Here is a 15945-nt window from a genome sequence, read left to right as displayed (position 1 = left end):
TCGGGCGGCTGAAGGTGGAAGCATGCCATTGTTTCTGCATCCGTGGGCGTTGATCGGGCTGGCGGCTGTGCCGGTGCTGGTGTTGGTGTATTTTCTGAGGAACCGGTTTCGGCCCTGGCTGGTGGCCAGCCTGATGCTGTGGCGGTTGCCGGCACAACCGCGCACCGTGGGCGCGCGACGCGAACGGTTGCGCCTGCCGTGGTTGTTCTGGTTGGAATTGCTGGTGTTGGTGTTGTTGGTGCTGGCGGCGACGTCACCGGACTGGAACATCCGGCGCGGTGGACGACCGTTGATCGTGGTATTGGACGATTCCGTCTCCATGCGGGCGCGCAGCGGTGGAACCACGGCCCGGGAACGAGCCCTCCGGTTTCTGGAGCAGCGGCTCCGACAGGAGCGACATTCCGCGGTCCGATTGATTCTGGCCGGGTCCACGCCGCGGACGTTGGAAGGGACCGGTGCGGACGTGCGGTCGTTGCGCCAACGGCTGGAGGCGTGGCGTTGCGAAGCGCCGGCGTCGGATCTGGCACGTGCCATTGGATTGGCGACCGAGTGGAGCCGCAACCAGGCGGATGTACTGGTGTTGACGGACCAGCCGCCGCCGGAGGGGCTGAATCCGGGTGAGGGCCTCGTCTGGTACGCAGCCGGTCAACGGGTGGCGAACGCCGGTTTTGTGGGTGCAGCGCGGACGACGGCCGGGGAGCGCGACCGCTGTTTCCTCGAGGTGCTCAATGGCGGAACCGGGACGCACCAGACCGAGCTGGTGATCCGTGTGGGCACGGAAGTGTGGGATCGGAAAGAGCTGTCTCTGGCCCCCGGCCAACGGCACCGGTGGGTCTTCAACGTGCCGGCAGACGCTCCCGTGGTCACGGCGGTGCTGGGCTCGGACGGTCTTGAAGAAGACAACACGGTCTGGTTGGCGCCGCCGCCCCGGCGGATGGTGAGCGTGGCGCTGGCCCTGACGAACGTTGCGCTGAAGTCCCTGGTCGAACGCACACTGCAGGCCACGGGACTTTACCGGCCGGCGACGCAGGTGCCGGACCTGGTGATTCATGAGGGAGCCGCTCGAGCGTGGCCGGCCCGGACCTGGACCGTGGAATGGCTGGGCCCGGAGGAACCGGTGCTGTTCGCGGGCCCCTTCCTGCCGGACCGGACGCATCCGTTGATGGAGGGGCTGACGTTGCAGGGCGTTCTGTGGGCGGGCGGGCGGCAAATGGAGGCGCCCGATCTCGTTCCGATCCTGCTGGCGGGAAACGTGCCGTTGATCGCTGAACGCGCCGCTGCGCAGGGCGCGCGCCATCTGACGTTTGTGTACGACCTGGAACATTCGACTCTCCACGAGAGCCCCGACTGGCCGATCCTGTTTTGGAATCTGCTGCATTGGCGCGGCAGCCGGTTGCCGGGTCTGCGGGACACCAACGTGCGCCGGGGGGCGGAGGTGGCCGTGGTCCATGAAGGCCGCGGCGTCACGGTTCAGGGGCCGGACGGATGGGAATGGACCGCGGACACGGGTCTGGATCCGTGTGTATTTGTGCCGCCCCGGGCCGGATTGTACCGGGTGAATCGCGGGGCGGAGGGCGAATGGCTGGCGGTCAATCTGTTGGCCGAGGGTGAGACGAATCTTTCGGGTTGCGACCGCGGGGTGTGGGGGACGTGGCGGGTGGACGTCCGGGCCCGGCAGGAATCGGCGCCGTGGAGCACGTGGTTGGGCTTGCTGGCCTGCGTGTGTGTGCTGGGGCATTTGTATGGGGTGCTGGCGGAACGGCGAGGGGCGGCATGATCACGTTTCTGCAGCCGATCTGGTTGTTGCTCCTGTTGCCCGCGGGGGTGGCGCTGTGGTTGTGGCCGTTGCCGGGGCGGTGGCAACGTTGGTTGCGCGGGGTGACCCTGGTGTTGATTGTCCTGGCGCTGGCCCGGCTGGCGGTGCGGCTGCCGGATCGGAGCGGGGTGGTGATTGTGGTGGCGGACCGGAGCGCATCCATGCCGGCGCAGGCGGCTGCAGCCCAGGAGGAAATCATCCGACTGTTGGAGCGGAGCCGGCGTCCGCGGGATGAGGTGGGGGTGGTTGCGTTCGGGCAGCGGGCTGTGGTGGAAAGCCTGCCGCAGCGGGGTGCGTTTCCCGGGTTTCGTGCGGAGGTGGGTCGGGACCAGTCCTCCCTGGCGGAGGCGCTGGAGACGGCCCTGACGTTGATCCCTGACGAGGCTGGTGGCCGGATCCTTGTGCTGTCGGACGGAAAATGGACGGGGCGCGATCCCATTGGGGCGGCGACCCGCGCGGCGGCACGGGGTGTGGCGATTGATTATCGGCTCCTGAGCCGACCGGAGGCGGGGGACGTCGGGATCCAGAGTTTCGACGTGCCGCAGAGTGCGGCGCCCTCGGAGGGGTTCCTGATGACGGCCTGGGTTTGGTCGCCTGGAGACCAGGAGATTCGGTATCGCCTGTTGCGGAATGGCAGGGTCCTGGCCTCCGGTTCCCGAAGGGTTGAAACGGGTTTGACGCGGCTGATGTTCCGGGACCTGGCGCCTGACCATGGGTTGCTGGAATACGAGTTGGAGGTGGAGGGTGCGGCGGAGGATCCGGTGCCGGAGAACAACCGGGCGCGCGCGCTGCTGATGGTGCGGGGTGAACCCGCCCTGCTGGTGGCGTCGGAAGCGGGGGAGTCGTCCGGGCTGGTCCGGTTGTTGAGGGCGGGCGGGCTGCGCGTGGTGGCGCAACGGCCCGGGGCTGTGCGATGGACGGCGGACGCTCTGATGGCGTATGACGCGGTGCTGCTCGAGCAGGTGCCGGCCAGCGTGATCGGATCGGTCGGGTTGGAGAACCTGGCGTTATGGGTGGAGGGTACGGGTCGCGGATTGATGCTCACCGGCGGGCCGAAGGGTTTCGGTGCGGGCGGATATTTCCGGTCGCCGCTGGAGCGGGTCCTGCCGTTGACCCTGGAATCGCCCCGCGAGCATTTGAAGCAGTCGGTGGCGATTGTGGTGGCGCTGGATCGGTCGGGCAGCATGGCCGCCCCCGTCGGGGGCGGGCGGACCAAGATGGACCTCGCCAACCTGGGCACGGTCCAGGTGCTGGACCTGTTGGGACCCGGAGACGAAATCGGTGTGATTGCCGTGGACAGTTCGCCCCACGTGATCGTGCAGTTGGATCGTGTGGAACGGAACGCGGCCCGGCGGGGGCGGATCCTTTCGATTCAGTCCATGGGCGGTGGCATTTTCATCTACGAGGCGTTGTCTGCGGCGGCGCGTATGATCCTCGAATCCCGGGCCCAGCGCCGGCACATCATCCTGTTTGCCGACGCGGCAGATTCCGAGGAACCGGGTGCGTATCGCGCGCTGTTGGAGAAATGCCGGGAGGCGGGCGTGACGGTCAGTGTGATCGGATTGGGCACGGAGGCGGATCAGGATGCGTGGTTGCTGAAGGAGATCGCGCAGCTGGGCGGCGGCGAATGCTATTTCACAGCCAGTGCGGAAGAGATCCCGCGGTTGTTCGCCCAGGACACCTTCACGGTGGCGCGCCTGGCGTTCGTGGAGGGGGTGACACCGTTCCGGTTCACCCCGGCGCAACGTGTGTTGGGGCTGGGTTTCGAAGGGGAACCGCCGCCCGTGGGCGGGTACAACCTCTGCTTCCTGCGGCCCGGGGCGCAACAGGCCGCGGTGACGACGGACGAAAATGCGGCGCCGGTGGTGGCGTTTTGGAACGCGGGATTGGGCCGCGTGTTGACGTTCAGCGGTGAGGCGGACGGGCAGTTCGCCGGGCCACTGGCCTCATGGGATCGCGTGGGCGAGTTCTACACCACGCTGGCCCGCTGGACGATGGGACGGCAGGAGGAATCGAATCCGGATCTGTTCCTGAGGCAGGAGATTCGCGACGGGGCGTGTTATGTGCAGGTGCACCTGGACCCGCAACGGCGCGAGGAAAGCCTTGGGGGTACGCCACGACTGACCTCGCTGACGGTGCGCGCGGGCTTGCCACCGCGGCGGGAGACGGTGCCGTTGGAATGGCGATCAGCGGACCTGCTGGAGGCGGTGGTTCCGCTGGAGAGCACCGAGACGCGCGTCCATGTGCTGGAGATTCCCGGCCGGCCACCGCTCACCCTGCCGCCGGTCTGCCTGCCGTATTCACCTGAACTGGCGCCCGGCCTGCAAAGTCGCGGTTCGACGACCCTGGCGGAGCTGGCCGCTGCCACCGGCGGTCGGGAACGCGGCGAAATCCCGCGCATTTGGAGCGAACTGCCGGTGCGCCGGCGATGGTTGGAGCTGACGCCATGGCTGTTTCTGGCGGCGATGGTGTTGTTTTTGGCGGAGGTGTGGGAACGGTACACCGGTTGGCTGAGCGCGGGACTGGCCCGCCGCACGGATCGGGAAATGCAGACGGCCATGCCCGGTGAAACCGCCGAGGTCACCCCGACGGCGTGGTCGGTACCGACTCGACGCAGGTGGTCGGCTCTGTGGGGGGCATGGCGAAGACGCTCCGGCCAGCCCGCGGTGCAGACCGCCCCGACCGACCCGGCGCCCGGACGTCCCCGGCAAACGGATGTGGCAAAGCCCGCCGGAGCACCGGGACGCACGGGTTCAAGCACGTACGACGCCCTGCGGGAGGCACGCGAGCGTGCACGACGTCGCCGGGGCTTGTGACCCCGGTGGTTCACCCGTACAAGGTCCCACGTTTCCGGCCGGGCCGGGTGTACTCCTGGCCGTCTGTGCCCAAGGACTCGTCGTTCCCCAACGGCCGTTACAGGGCCTTGGCTTCAAATACAACCGCGGACCTCTGTCCGGCAGACGCCAGGCTGAGCCGCGCGCGCGCGGGGTCCTTTTCCTCGCCGGTCGAGCGCCTGACGCCGGCTTTCTGTGGGTGGGTTGGCGGACAGGACGACAAGCCGGTTCTGCGGGTTCCTTCGACCTCCCAGAGCAGCTTGGAACGGGCTGGCGCGAAAGGTTCCACAGAACCGGGGGCCACTGGCGCGATTTGAGCATACGGCAAAAAGAGCAGCAGTCCTGCGCTGCGCGGGTGGTGGATTTTGAGCAGCAACAACGCGGCCCGGGCGGGGCGGTGCGGATTCACCGGGACGGCATGGCCCCTGCTGATGAGCGGGCGAAACCGTCGCCGGGTCGTCGGGCCGGTGGAACGGAAAGATGGTCGCAGCGGCGGTCGAAGAAGGGACCGCCCACGAGATCGTGGCCCGTTCGCGCGGCCCGGTTCATGCAAGAAAATCGAACCGAACCACGGAGGGATCATGCGAAAGAAAACCGAGCGGAGACATTACAGCCGGGCCTTGATGGCCCTGGGGATGATTGGCGCCGGCACGGCGGTGCAAGCGGAGGAAACGGCCGTGCCGGTGCTGACGGGTGTGGCGCCGACCACCCTCAGCGGCTATGTGGACACGTCCGCCATCTGGTTGCCGGGCCCGGGCGCGGCAAACCTCCTGCCCGGCCGTTCTTTTGACGGCGCCGACAAGCAGAACGGATTCAACCTCAACGTGGTCTCCCTGGTGCTGGAAAAGCCACTCGATGAGTCGGATTGGGCGGCCGGGTACCGGGTGCAACTCTTGTTTGGTCCGGACGCCAATACGCTGGGATCGTTGTCACCCCTGGGGGGCGCACCGGGGGACGTCGCAGTGAAAAACGCCCACGTAAGTTTGCGCGCGCCCGTGGGCTCGGGTCTCACCTTCAAGGTGGGCGTGTGGGACACGATCATGGGGTACGAGGTGTTCGAGTCCGGCAGCAATCCGAACTACAGCCGGTCCTACGGTTACTTCATCGAACCGATCATTCACACCGGTGTGTTGGCGTCCTACGACGTGGAGGAGTGGTTGTCGCTCTCGGCCGGGGTGGCCGATGGAGGCGGCTTGAACAGCATCAACGCCCGCTCGGGTGGGGATTCGGTCCTGAGTTACGTGGGTTCGATCGTTCTCACGGCTCCGGAGACCCTGGGATGGGCCGCGGGGGCTAAACTGTACCTCGGGGCCATGGATTCGGGGCGGGTTGGGGCCAGGGACATGGTCAACTGGTTTGCCGGGCTCACCGTGCCCGCGCCGCTGAAGGGGTTGTCGGTCGGCGTGGCCTACGATTATCGGGCTCACGGATTGTTCGACGGTTCCTATGAAAATGCCACCGGCCTTTACCTGATGTATCAAGCCACGGAAAAGTGGCAGGTCAACGCGCGGGCCGAGTACGCAACCGGCTCGGCCGGGGCGTACGGGTACTCGGGGTCGGGAGATGTGCAATTGTTCGGGCTCACCGGCACGCTGGCCTGTCAACTTTGGGATCATACGCTCGGGCGGTTGGAGGTCCGCTGGGATCATGATTTGAACGGCCGCGGCGAATTCCTCAACGGCCGTGCAGACAATGCGGTTTCCCTGGCCGTCAACGTCGTTTACCAGTTTTGACCGGCAGGGCGGGCCGGCGGCCGGCCATCCGGGTGTGTTGGCCGGCGCCGCGTTTCAAGACAGCCCGACCCGCGATTTGCAAACCCGCAAACGCACGTATGTTTTGCCATGGCTCGCAAGAAGACCAGCATCAGGATGGACACCTCATCTCCAACGTCGGCCGCGCCGGGCGCCGCCGTGCCCAGGCCGGCGACCCCGACGGGGCAGGGGATTCCGCAGACGTTCCGATTCACCGCTCCGGACGCCATGAGCGTGTTGCTGGTGGGCGATTTCACCCACTGGCAAAACGCGCCCATCCCCATGCGCAAGGGCCCGGGCGGGGTCTGGGAGGTGACCGTTCCACTGGCCCCGGGCATTTATCACTACCGTTTTCTGGTGGACGGCGAGTGGCGGGATGATCCGGAATGCACCCTGCGCGTGCCCAACCCCTTCGGTTCGCAGAACAATGTGCGTTTCGTGAGCTGAACTGGGGCCCTGTCCAACCATACCCTGCCCGTGCGGCCCGCGGAATTGGGCAGTTGCGGGGCGCCGGCACGGGGTCGCCATGCTCCCGGACCGGGACGGGCCGGCCGCACCTTGGCCCGGATAAGGTCCGGTTTGGTGGACCTAACGGCGATGCGCTTTGCAGCCGGCGCCCTGTGCAGCGGGCGACCCGGTAATGTTCAGCTGCGTCGGCCCCGGCCGTTCCCGTTGACGGCGGCGCCCGCGTTGCCGTTGCGGCGCGACCCGCGGGCGGGGCGTTCGGGCGGGTCACGATCAATCCTGGCGTAGTAACTGTTTTCGCCCAGCAGCCTTTCCACCGCCTCCTCAAGCGCCGGCGACGGCCGGACGAAGAACCGTTCATGGGTCTCCAACACCACGGTGGCATCGTTCGGCCGGACAAAGCAGAGGTACAGGGGACATCGGCCCGGATGGGCTTCGACCAGTTGTCGGATTGCCTCCAGGTTTTCCGGTTTGGCCGCCCCGGGATAGATGCGGAAATGGACGGCGCGGGTGAATCGTGCCGGCGCCTCCTCCAGCGGGAAGGCATCCCAAACGAACAGCTTGGCCGAACCCTCCTCGGTACCGGTCTCACCCACCACCATCACCACGGCGTTCGGTTGCAACACCGCCCGGCAGCGTTCCGTGGCTTCCTCGAAACACAGTAGCTGCACCGTGCCCGTCATGTCCTCCAGGGTGGCGGTCAAATAAGGCCGGTTGGACTTCCGGCTGACACCCTCCTGGACCGACACGACCAGCCCGCCCAGCCGCGTCGTGCTCCGTGGCGGCAGTTGGGCAACGGTGGCAGCCGTGGCCAGGCCGTACTGCTCCAGCAACCGACTGTACGGTGCCAGCGGATGACCGGTGAGATAAAGACCCAGCAGTTCCTTCTCGTGGGCGAGCAATTCGTGGGCCGGCCATTCGGGCAATTGCAATGATGATTCGGCGGGTACGTCCGCCTCCTCACCCAACAGGCCGAACAGCGACCGTTGCCCCCGCTGACGATCGGCCTGAACGTGCGCGGCGCGCGTCAGGGCCGGGTCGATCTGGGCCACGAGCGTGGCCCGGTTGGGTCCCAGCCCGTCGCAGGCCCCCGCCTTGATCAACGCCTCCAGAATCCGCCGGTTCACCGCCCGCGTGTCCACCCGCTCGCAGAGATCGAACAGAGATCGAAAAGGTCCGCCCTGTTGCCGGGCCTGGATCAGGCTCTGGACGGCGGCCGTGCCCACACCCTTGATGGCCGCCAGACCGAACCGGATGGCCTGCGGCGGCCCCTCGGGACCCGTCCGGACCGGCGTGAAATGCACGTCGCTTTCGTTGACATGGGGCGGCAGCACCGAGATGCCAAATGACCGGGCCTCGGCGATGTATTGGGCCAGTTTCTCCGTGTCGGCCATGTCGTTGGTCATCATGGCGCAGAGAAACTCCACCGTGTAATTGGCCTTGAGCCAGGCGGTCTGATAGGCGGTGATGGCGTACGCGGCGGCGTGGGATTTGTTGAAGCCGTAGCCGGCGAACTTTTCCAGGAGGTCGAAGATTTGATGGGCCTTGGCGGGCGGGATGTTGTTTTTCTCCATGCACCCGCGCACGAAAATGTCCCGTTGCTTCGCCATTTCCTCGGGCTTTTTCTTGCCCATGGCCCGGCGCAACAGATCGGCGCCGCCCAGCGAGTATCCCGCCAACACCTGGGCGGCCTGCATCACCTGCTCCTGGTAAATCAGAATGCCGTAGGTCTCGCGGGCGATCGGCTCGAGCAGGGGATGTTCATACTCGATCTGCACCTCGCCGTGCCGGCGCCGGAGGAATTCGGGGATCAAATCCATGGGTCCGGGCCGGTACAGCGCGATCAGCGCGGTGATGTGCTCGATGGAACTGAGCTGGAACTTCCGACACAACTCGCGCATGCCGGCCGATTCCAGTTGGAACACCCCCAGGGTCTGCGCCTTGTTGAGCAGCTCGTAGGTCTTCGGATCGTCCAACGGCAGCTGGTCAATGTTGATCTCGATCCCCCGTGTCTGCCGGACCAGGTCGCAGGTGTTCCGGATCACCGTCAGGGTTTTGAGCCCCAGAAAATCCATCTTCAGCAACCCCAGGTCGCCCACGGGGCCCATGGCGTACTGGGTGACCAGCGAGCCGTTTTCGTCCGCCTTGAGGGGAAGCAGGTTGACCAGGGGTTCCGGCCCGATCACCACCCCGGCCGCATGTACGGAGGCGTTGCGCGCCAGGTCTTCCAGGATTTGGGCCGTGTCAATCAGCTCGCGCGTGACCTCCTCGGTCTCATAGGCCTGCCGCAGCTCCGGGGAAACCTCCAGCGCCCGGGCCAGGGTGATCTTGGGATCATTCGGGATCATCCGCGCCAGCCGATCGCATTCGCCATAGGACAATCCCATCGCGCGTCCCACGTCGCGGACCACGCTTTTGGCGCCCAGCGTGCCAAAGGTGATGATTTGCGCCACGCAGTCCCGGCCGTACTTTTGGCGGACGTACTCGATCACCTCGGCGCGGCGATCGTCCGCAAAGTCAATGTCAATGTCGGGCGGGTTGACCCGTTCGGGATTCAAGAACCGCTCGAACAACAGCCCGTACCGCAGCGGGTCCACGTTGGAGATCCCCAGCAAATAGGTCACCAGCGAGCCGGCGGCCGAACCCCGGGCGGCACACGCAATGCCCCGTTCCCGGCTGTGTTTGACGAAATCGCCCACGATCAGGAAGTAGCTCACGAACCCGGTCCGCTGGATGACCTGCAGTTCGCTTTCCAACCGCGCCAGCACCTGTTCCACGGCGCGACGCACCTCGGGCGCGTCCGGCGACCACGGCCGGTCCGGCGGCGCGGGCGGCAGGCCCGGTAGCAATTCGGGCCGTTCAATCCCCTCGACCACGAAGCTTTCGCCCTCCACCCGCACGGCCAGCGTGTACCGGCGACGCAACCCTTCCGCGATCCACACGCGCAGGTACTGTTCCTGCGTGTACGGGGGCGGCGGACGAAACACCGGATAATGCAGCCGGCCGAACTCGATCTCCACGTTGCATTTTTCGGCCACCTCCAGCGTGTTGCGGATGGCCTCGGGCACCTCGGCAAACCGGGCCTTCATTTCCTCGGCCGACCGCAAATGGAATTGCTCGGGCGCATACCGCAGCCGCCTGGGATCGTCGAGGGTTGTCTGCGTGCCGATGCAGATCAGGCAGTCGTGCGCCCGCCAGTGATGGCGTTCCAAATAATGCACGTCGTTGGTGGCCACCACCGACAGGCCGAACTCGCGTGCCCAGGCCAGTAACTGCCGGTTGACCCGCGCCTGCTCCTCCAACCCGTGATCCTGCAACTCCAGGTAAAAATGATCCGGCCCGAAAACCTGTTTGAACCAGTCAATCGTGGCCCGGGCCCTGTCGAGCTGGCCGCGCACAATCAGCTCGGGGATCTCCGCCGCCAGGCAACCGGACAGCACGATCAACCCCTGCCGATGCTGTTCCAGCAGTTCCTTGTCAATGCGCGGCTTGTAGTAGTAGCCCTCCAGATGGGCGGCGGTGCTCAGCCGGATCAAATTGTGGTAGCCGGTCTCATCGCAGGCCAGCACCGTGAGGTGATGGTACACGTCGCGGCCGCCGGCCTGGGTCTTCTTCTCGAAGCGACTCCCCGGCGCCACGTACATTTCGCAACCAAGGATCGGTTTGATGCCCCGCGCCCGGGCCTTTTGGTAGAAATCAATGATCCCGTACATCACCCCGTGATCAGTGATGGCCAGGGCGGGAAACTTCAGCGCATGAGCACGCTCCACCAGACGGTCCAGGCGGCAGGCCCCGTCCAGCAGCGAATACTCCGAGTGAACATGGAGATGGACGAAATCCGCGTGCTCCATGCGGGGAGGGTAACGGGAGCGTCTGGAACCGGGCAAGCGGCCCTTGTTCACAAATCGCGTCCCGGCCGGCGCCCCGGTTCATCCCGCCCGGTCCAATGGGGCCGGTCGGCGGCCCCGAAAAAAAGCAGGGCCCGTTTCGATTGCGCCGTTGCGTTTCGCCCGAACTGCTCTATTGTTGTTGCACCGCGGGGGCCGGAAAGTCCGGCAACCGCATCAGCAGAAACCATCCATTGAGCAGAGACGACACCATGAGCCAGAGCGACGCGATCGGGCAAAAAACCCGCGAGCTGTGTGAAACCATCCTGGAAGACGCGGGCTTCAAATCCGCCCAGCAGCGCATCCAGGCGTTCCTGGAGGACGAGAAGGCACGGACCCAGTACGAGGAAGTGGTTCGATTGGGCCAGTCCCTCCGCCGGAAACAACAATTCGGCGAGCCTCTGAGCGAGGAGGAAATCGAACAATTCGAAAAGGCGCGCGAGGAATTGCTGGCCAACGAGGTGGCCCGCGGATTCCTCGATGCCCAAACCGAGCTGGAGGAAATGCGCCAGGCCATCCAGCAACAGGTCGCCCTGACCATGGAACTGGGGCGGATGCCGACCCGCGAAGACATGGACGGTTGCGGTTGCGGTTCCGGTTGCGGCTGCCACTAAGCCCTCCGCAAGACCGCGACAAGCCCCGGTTAGTCACCACGTTGACCCAACCCTGTACGGGCACCCCGTACGGGGTTTATTCGTCTTTGGGCCGGGCACGACCGCGTGGGCCGGTGCCGTGCTCCGCTGCGCCGGCGTCCGGCACCGCCCCGGCCGTCCGCAGGATGATCTCCTTCAGCGGGGTTCGCGGACGAAAACCGGTGTAGCGGGCCAGCTTCGTGACCCGCGGACGACGGCGCTGCATGTCCTCGAATCCCGGCCCGTAAGCCTCCGCATAGGGCACCCGCTCAATCTTCGAAGACGAACCCAACAACCGAATCACCAGACGGGCCAGCCCGAGAATGGTCGTCTCCTCGGTGCTGCCCACGTTGAAGACCTGCCCATACGCCTCCGGACAGCGAAAGAGCCGCACCAGCGCCTCCACGGTATCGAGCACCCAGCAGAAACAACGCCGCTGCCGGCCCGTCCCATACACACGCAACGGCACCCCGCGCCTGGCTGCATCAATGAACCGCGGCAATACCATGCCGTACCGACCCGTCTGCCGCGGGCCCACCGTGTTGAAAACCCGCGTAACCACCACGGGTAGACCCCGCTCCTGCGCGTATGCCATGGCCAGAAACTCGTCCATGAGCTTGGAACAGGCATAGGTCCAGCGCGGATGGGTGGGGGGACCGATCAGAAGATCGTCCTCCTCGGCGAATTCCGGCCTGGCACTCCGACCGTAAACCTCCGAAGTGGAGGTGAGCAGCACCGGCACACGCCGCCGCGACGCCAGCTCCAACACCACCTCCGTCTCCCGCAGATTGGCCCGACACACATGAATCGGCGAGCGCACCACCAGCTCCACCCCCACCGCCGCCGCAAGGTGAAACACACCCCTGGCATGACGCATCCAACCGGCCAGACGCCGCGAGCCGGATACCGTCGCCGTCTCCACCGTCAGCCGCGGATCGTTCCGGACCGACCGCAGGTTGTCCAACGTGCCGGTGGAAAGATCGTCCACCACCGCCACCCGATGGCCCTCGGCCAGCAGCCGCTCCACCAGGTGCGAGCCAATAAAGCCCGCCCCACCCGTCACAATCACCAACCCGGAAGTGCCCATGGAATTCAGAACTGCGATTCGGCCGCCAGCGACATCAGGGCCCGCGCAACCCCCTCGGCCAGACGCTGACGAAACTGCGGGTCTGCAATCCGCCGGGCCTCCTCCGGATGACTGAGATAACCCCCCTCCAACAGCACCGCAGGCCGGTTCTGCCCCTGCAGCACCGTCATGAACCGCGCCCGGCGCACCCCGCGGTCGGCCAGCCCGGTCTCCTCCAGCAACGCCCGATGCAGCCGCACCGCCAACTGCAGGTTCGCCGCATCATGGGCATTGTTGGGATGCACCATCATCACCGGGTCGTCGAACTCCCGCGTCAGCGTGGACGGGAGGCCCGTGGGGGTCAGACAATACGTCTCCAAGCCGCCCGTGTGGTTGGTGCCGTTGACCGAGTTGAAATGCAAACTCAGGAACAGGTCCGCCCCCGACTTTTCCGCCAGGGTCACCCGCTCGGTCAGGGAAACGTCCATGTCGGTCTTGCGGGTCAGAATCACCTCCCAACCTTGCGCACTCAACAGGGCCGCCACCCGCAGGGCCCAGTCCAGCGTGAATTCCTTTTCCCAGCGCCCGTCCACCACGCTCCGTGCGCCCGTGTTTTGTCCTCCATGTCCGGGGTCCAGCACCACCCGGGGCGGGCGACCCAGTCGAATGAGCGTCGGGCCTCGCAAGGGCTCGATCTGCTTGGCGATGTCCAGTTCGTGCAGCCACAGCTCCTGGTCCTGCCATTGCGGCGCATGGCCCAGTCGGATCTGCAGCCCCTCCCACTGGGCCACGGTGGTCCCTGCACGAAACCGCCACAGGCCCGACCCAACCTGCAAGTCGCACGTCACCGGATTGGTGGACGTGATCCGGGGCGGGGGCAGCCCCTGCCCGGCAGCCCACCGCTGCAGGGAGATCCACGAACCGGGCACCGACGGCGGTGGAACCACGGAAACTTCCGAACCCGGCGGTGGTACGTCCAGCGGCGGCGGGGACACGGTGGTAAACCGGGGCCGCGGCGGGCCGGCACAACCGGCCAGCACCCACACCAACAACAGCGCGGTCCGCACACCGTACCCAGCCCGCATGCCCGCCATTGTGCGGACCAAACCCCGGCGCTCAAGCGGTTTATGCCAACTCCGGCAAAAACCATGCCGGTGCCGGGCAACACGTTGCCAGGCGGGCAAGAGCCCCGGCGATCGCACCCCCGAACTGCTGGCCGGGAGGAGCCTGCGCCCGTCATTCCTCCGTCACCGGCGCGGGTTATCCCTCCGCCTCGTCCACCGGCGCACCCCTTTCGACCGGCGCAATCCCCACAATCGCCGGGTCGCCGTACAACGTGTACGAACCGGCCCGGACGATCCGTACGTCCAGCAACTGACCGCGGTGCCGCTCCGAACCTTCAAACACCACGATCTTGTTGCAACGTGTCCGGCCCATCATGCGCTGCGGGTTCTTCTTGCTGGGCCCTTCCACCAGGATCTGCACCGTCCGACCCACCATCGCCGCGTACCGGCGCCGCGCGATCTGATTGATCAGCTCCAGCGCCCGCGCGTGCCGTTCCTCAATCACCTCCTGCGGCAGTGCCCCCGGCATCGTCGCCGCAGGCGTGTTGCGTCGCGGCGAGTATTTGAACAGAAACACGTTGTCAAACTCCACCTCCCGGCAAAGCTCCAGCGTTTGTTCAAAGTCCTCCTCGGTCTCGCCCGGGAAACCCACAATGATGTCCGTGCTGATCCCCATGCCGGGCTTGACGGCCCGCAACCGCGCGACAATCTCCAGAAACCGCTCCCGCGTGTACCCGCGGCGCATGAGCTTCAGGATGCGGTTGCTGCCGCTCTGGACCGGCAGGTGCGCGCTTTCCACCAGCTTCGGCAACCGACCGTACGCCTCGATCAAATCCTCTCCATACCCCTTGGGATGCGGCGCGGTGAACCGAATCCGTTCGATCCCGTCCACCTCATGCACGGCTTCCAGCAGCCGCACAAAGGGCGAGCGGGGCCGTCCGCCATCCCCGTCCGCCACCGGCCAGGGTTCATCCGGCGCCAGCCACCCCGGCCGACCGTCCGGGCCGGGACGACGCCCGTAGCTGGTCACAATCTGCCCCAGCAAGATGACCTCTTTAACCCCGCGCGCGGCCAGCTCCCGACACTCGGCCACAATGTCCCGGATGCTCCGACTCCGTTCCGGACCGCGCGTCTGCGGCACAATGCAAAAGGTGCAGTGCTGGTTGCAGCCCTGCATGATGCTCACATAGGCCGTCACCGGAGTCGAACCGTTCAGGGCCGGCAAATGCTCCCGAATCGCGGATTCGCTGCCCGCTTCGGGTGCCGTGTCCACCACCGCCGTCCGGCGCCCCCGCAGCAACTCATCCAAATAATCCGCCGTCCGGTGCAGCTTTTGCGTCCCCAGCACAAGGTCCACCCCGGGAACCTGCCGGAGCAACTCCGCTCCCCGGCTCTGCGCCATGCAGCCCAAAAAACCCAGCACCACCTCCCGGCCGCTCCGACGGAAATCGGCCGCCAGCGCCCTCATCTTGTTCAGCGCCGTCTGCTCGGCATGGTCCCGCACACTGCACGTGTTCAGCAACACGATGTCCGCCTGCTCCTCCGACGGCGCAAGGGTGTAACCGCGCGCCAACAGCTGCGCGGCCACCGCCTCGCTGTCCCGCACGTTCATCTGGCACCCGTACGTTTTGATGTAAACGCTCGGCATGGTTTGCGGATCTTGCTCGGACACCAACGTAGGCCAGAACGACCCGCTTGAAAAGGCCCCGAACCACCCCAAGCCCGCAAACCTGCCCCCCGACAGCCGCCGATCCGCCACGCCGGAACCAGTCCCCGAGATCGTGCCCGTCCCTCCACAGCCCGACCCGTCGCGGCTTTCCATCCCTCCGGGCGGCCGTCACGCCTGGTGCACGACCCGTCACAAGTTTGTCGCGCATTGGGTCTTGCAGCTCCGGGGCTGCAGGATCATGCTGTGGATGAAGGGCAAAGCCGGGCGGGGCACGCATATCCGTGCGTCCCCGACCGAACGCCCGGGCGCAGCAAGCATTCAAAAAACGACGGAGGGTCTTATGGCAACGAAACGAGCCCGCAAAACCGCGGCCAAGACGGCCCGCAAAGAATCGGCAGCCACCTCGCCCGCCGGTCAAACCTTTCGGTTCAACGCACCCACGGCCATGAGCGTGTTGCTCGCCGGCGATTTCACACACTGGCAGCAGCAGGCCATCCCCATGCACAAAGGCCCCGACGGCGTCTGGACCGTGACCGTCAACCTGCCGCCCGGAACCTATCATTACCGGTTCATCGTGGACGGCGAATGGCGCGACGATCCCGAATGCACGTTGCGCGTCCCCAATCCGTTTGGGACGGAAAACTGCGTCGTCAAGGTGCCCTGAGCCAGGCAACCGGTCCATCCACAAAACCCGATCGACGATCCAGCAGCCTCCTCACCACCCGGCCAAGACAATGTCCGCAGACCGGGCCAAGGGGAGG

10 protein-coding genes are annotated in these 15945 nt (G+C 66.1%); 6 read left to right on the top strand and 4 right to left on the bottom strand.

All coding sequences use genetic code 11. The features are described from left to right. The first annotated feature begins 22 nt into the window (after positions 1-22). The 4 genes from G4L39_RS07685 to G4L39_RS07670 all read left to right on the top strand — a co-directional run bounded on the left by G4L39_RS07685 (position 23) and on the right by G4L39_RS07670 (position 6848). Positions 23-1777, top strand: coding sequence for a vWA domain-containing protein (locus G4L39_RS07685; RefSeq protein WP_165107207.1), 1755 nt, complete (start codon positions 23-25; stop codon positions 1775-1777). Beyond that, the gene (locus G4L39_RS07680; protein WP_165107205.1) at positions 1774-4632 is read left to right on the top strand and encodes a VWA domain-containing protein; all 2859 of its coding nucleotides are present in this window, start codon (positions 1774-1776) and stop codon (positions 4630-4632) included. The genes G4L39_RS07685 and G4L39_RS07680 overlap by 4 nt, the downstream gene beginning before the upstream one ends. A gap of 599 nt (positions 4633-5231) precedes the next feature. After that, the gene (locus G4L39_RS07675) at positions 5232-6383 is read left to right on the top strand and encodes an outer membrane beta-barrel protein (protein WP_165107203.1); all 1152 of its coding nucleotides are present in this window, start codon (positions 5232-5234) and stop codon (positions 6381-6383) included. Positions 6384-6491: 108 nt separating this feature from the next. Continuing rightward, on the top strand, positions 6492-6848 hold the full coding sequence (locus tag G4L39_RS07670; RefSeq protein WP_165107201.1) for a glycogen-binding domain-containing protein: 357 nt from the start codon (positions 6492-6494) through the stop codon (positions 6846-6848). A gap of 197 nt (positions 6849-7045) precedes the next feature. Here G4L39_RS07670 and dnaE read toward each other — a convergent pair whose 3' ends face one another. Then, the gene (gene dnaE / locus G4L39_RS07665; RefSeq protein ID WP_165107200.1) at positions 7046-10717 is read right to left on the bottom strand and encodes a DNA polymerase III subunit alpha; all 3672 of its coding nucleotides are present in this window, start codon (positions 10715-10717) and stop codon (positions 7046-7048) included. A gap of 248 nt (positions 10718-10965) precedes the next feature. On the opposite strand from dnaE, the gene G4L39_RS07660 reads away from it, so the two are divergent. Next, entirely contained in the window at positions 10966-11367 is a 402-nt protein-coding gene (locus G4L39_RS07660) for a YlbF/YmcA family competence regulator (protein ID WP_165107198.1), read from the top strand. Positions 11368-11443: 76 nt separating this feature from the next. On the opposite strand, the gene G4L39_RS07655 is transcribed toward G4L39_RS07660, so the two are convergent. From G4L39_RS07655 to G4L39_RS07645, 3 genes are all read right to left on the bottom strand, one after another. Then, entirely contained in the window at positions 11444-12472 is a 1029-nt protein-coding gene (locus G4L39_RS07655) for an NAD-dependent epimerase/dehydratase family protein (protein ID WP_165107196.1), read from the bottom strand. Positions 12473-12477: 5 nt separating this feature from the next. Then, positions 12478-13536 (bottom strand): N-acetylmuramoyl-L-alanine amidase family protein, encoded by a 1059-nt coding sequence (locus G4L39_RS07650; RefSeq protein WP_165107194.1) that lies wholly within the window; start codon positions 13534-13536, stop codon positions 12478-12480. A gap of 175 nt (positions 13537-13711) precedes the next feature. Then, a complete protein-coding gene (locus G4L39_RS07645; RefSeq protein ID WP_165107192.1) occupies positions 13712-15163 on the bottom strand; it encodes a MiaB/RimO family radical SAM methylthiotransferase in 1452 nt (483 codons plus the stop codon). 361 nt (positions 15164-15524) lie between these two features. Here G4L39_RS07645 and G4L39_RS07640 point away from each other — a divergent pair, with 361 nt between their 5' ends. Continuing rightward, positions 15525-15848 carry an isoamylase early set domain-containing protein gene (locus G4L39_RS07640; protein ID WP_165107190.1) on the top strand — a complete coding sequence of 108 codons (324 nt, stop codon included), beginning with the start codon at positions 15525-15527 and terminating at the stop codon, positions 15846-15848. Positions 15849-15945: the final 97 nt, after the last annotated feature.

Origin of the sequence: Limisphaera ngatamarikiensis (genome assembly GCF_011044775.1) — a bacterium.
GTDB classification, from domain to species: Bacteria; Verrucomicrobiota; Verrucomicrobiia; order Limisphaerales; family Limisphaeraceae; genus Limisphaera; species Limisphaera ngatamarikiensis.
This window is presented reverse-complemented; position numbering and strand designations above follow the sequence as displayed.

Bases quoted from the DNA above. Each gene is read 5' to 3' on its own strand.
- G4L39_RS07685 (WP_165107207.1), top strand. From the start codon at position 23: ATGCCATTGTTTCTGCATCCGTGGGCGTTGATCGGGCTGGCGGCTGTG.
- G4L39_RS07680 (WP_165107205.1), top strand. From the start codon at position 1,774: ATGATCACGTTTCTGCAGCCGATCTGGTTGTTGCTCCTGTTGCCCGCG.
- G4L39_RS07675 (WP_165107203.1), top strand. From the start codon at position 5,232: ATGCGAAAGAAAACCGAGCGGAGACATTACAGCCGGGCCTTGATGGCC.
- G4L39_RS07670 (WP_165107201.1), top strand. From the start codon at position 6,492: ATGGCTCGCAAGAAGACCAGCATCAGGATGGACACCTCATCTCCAACG.
- dnaE (WP_165107200.1), bottom strand. From the start codon at position 10,717: ATGGAGCACGCGGATTTCGTCCATCTCCATGTTCACTCGGAGTATTCG.
- G4L39_RS07660 (WP_165107198.1), top strand. From the start codon at position 10,966: ATGAGCCAGAGCGACGCGATCGGGCAAAAAACCCGCGAGCTGTGTGAA.
- G4L39_RS07655 (WP_165107196.1), bottom strand. From the start codon at position 12,472: ATGGGCACTTCCGGGTTGGTGATTGTGACGGGTGGGGCGGGCTTTATT.
- G4L39_RS07650 (WP_165107194.1), bottom strand. From the start codon at position 13,536: ATGCGGGCTGGGTACGGTGTGCGGACCGCGCTGTTGTTGGTGTGGGTG.
- G4L39_RS07645 (WP_165107192.1), bottom strand. From the start codon at position 15,163: ATGCCGAGCGTTTACATCAAAACGTACGGGTGCCAGATGAACGTGCGG.
- G4L39_RS07640 (WP_165107190.1), top strand. From the start codon at position 15,525: ATGGCAACGAAACGAGCCCGCAAAACCGCGGCCAAGACGGCCCGCAAA.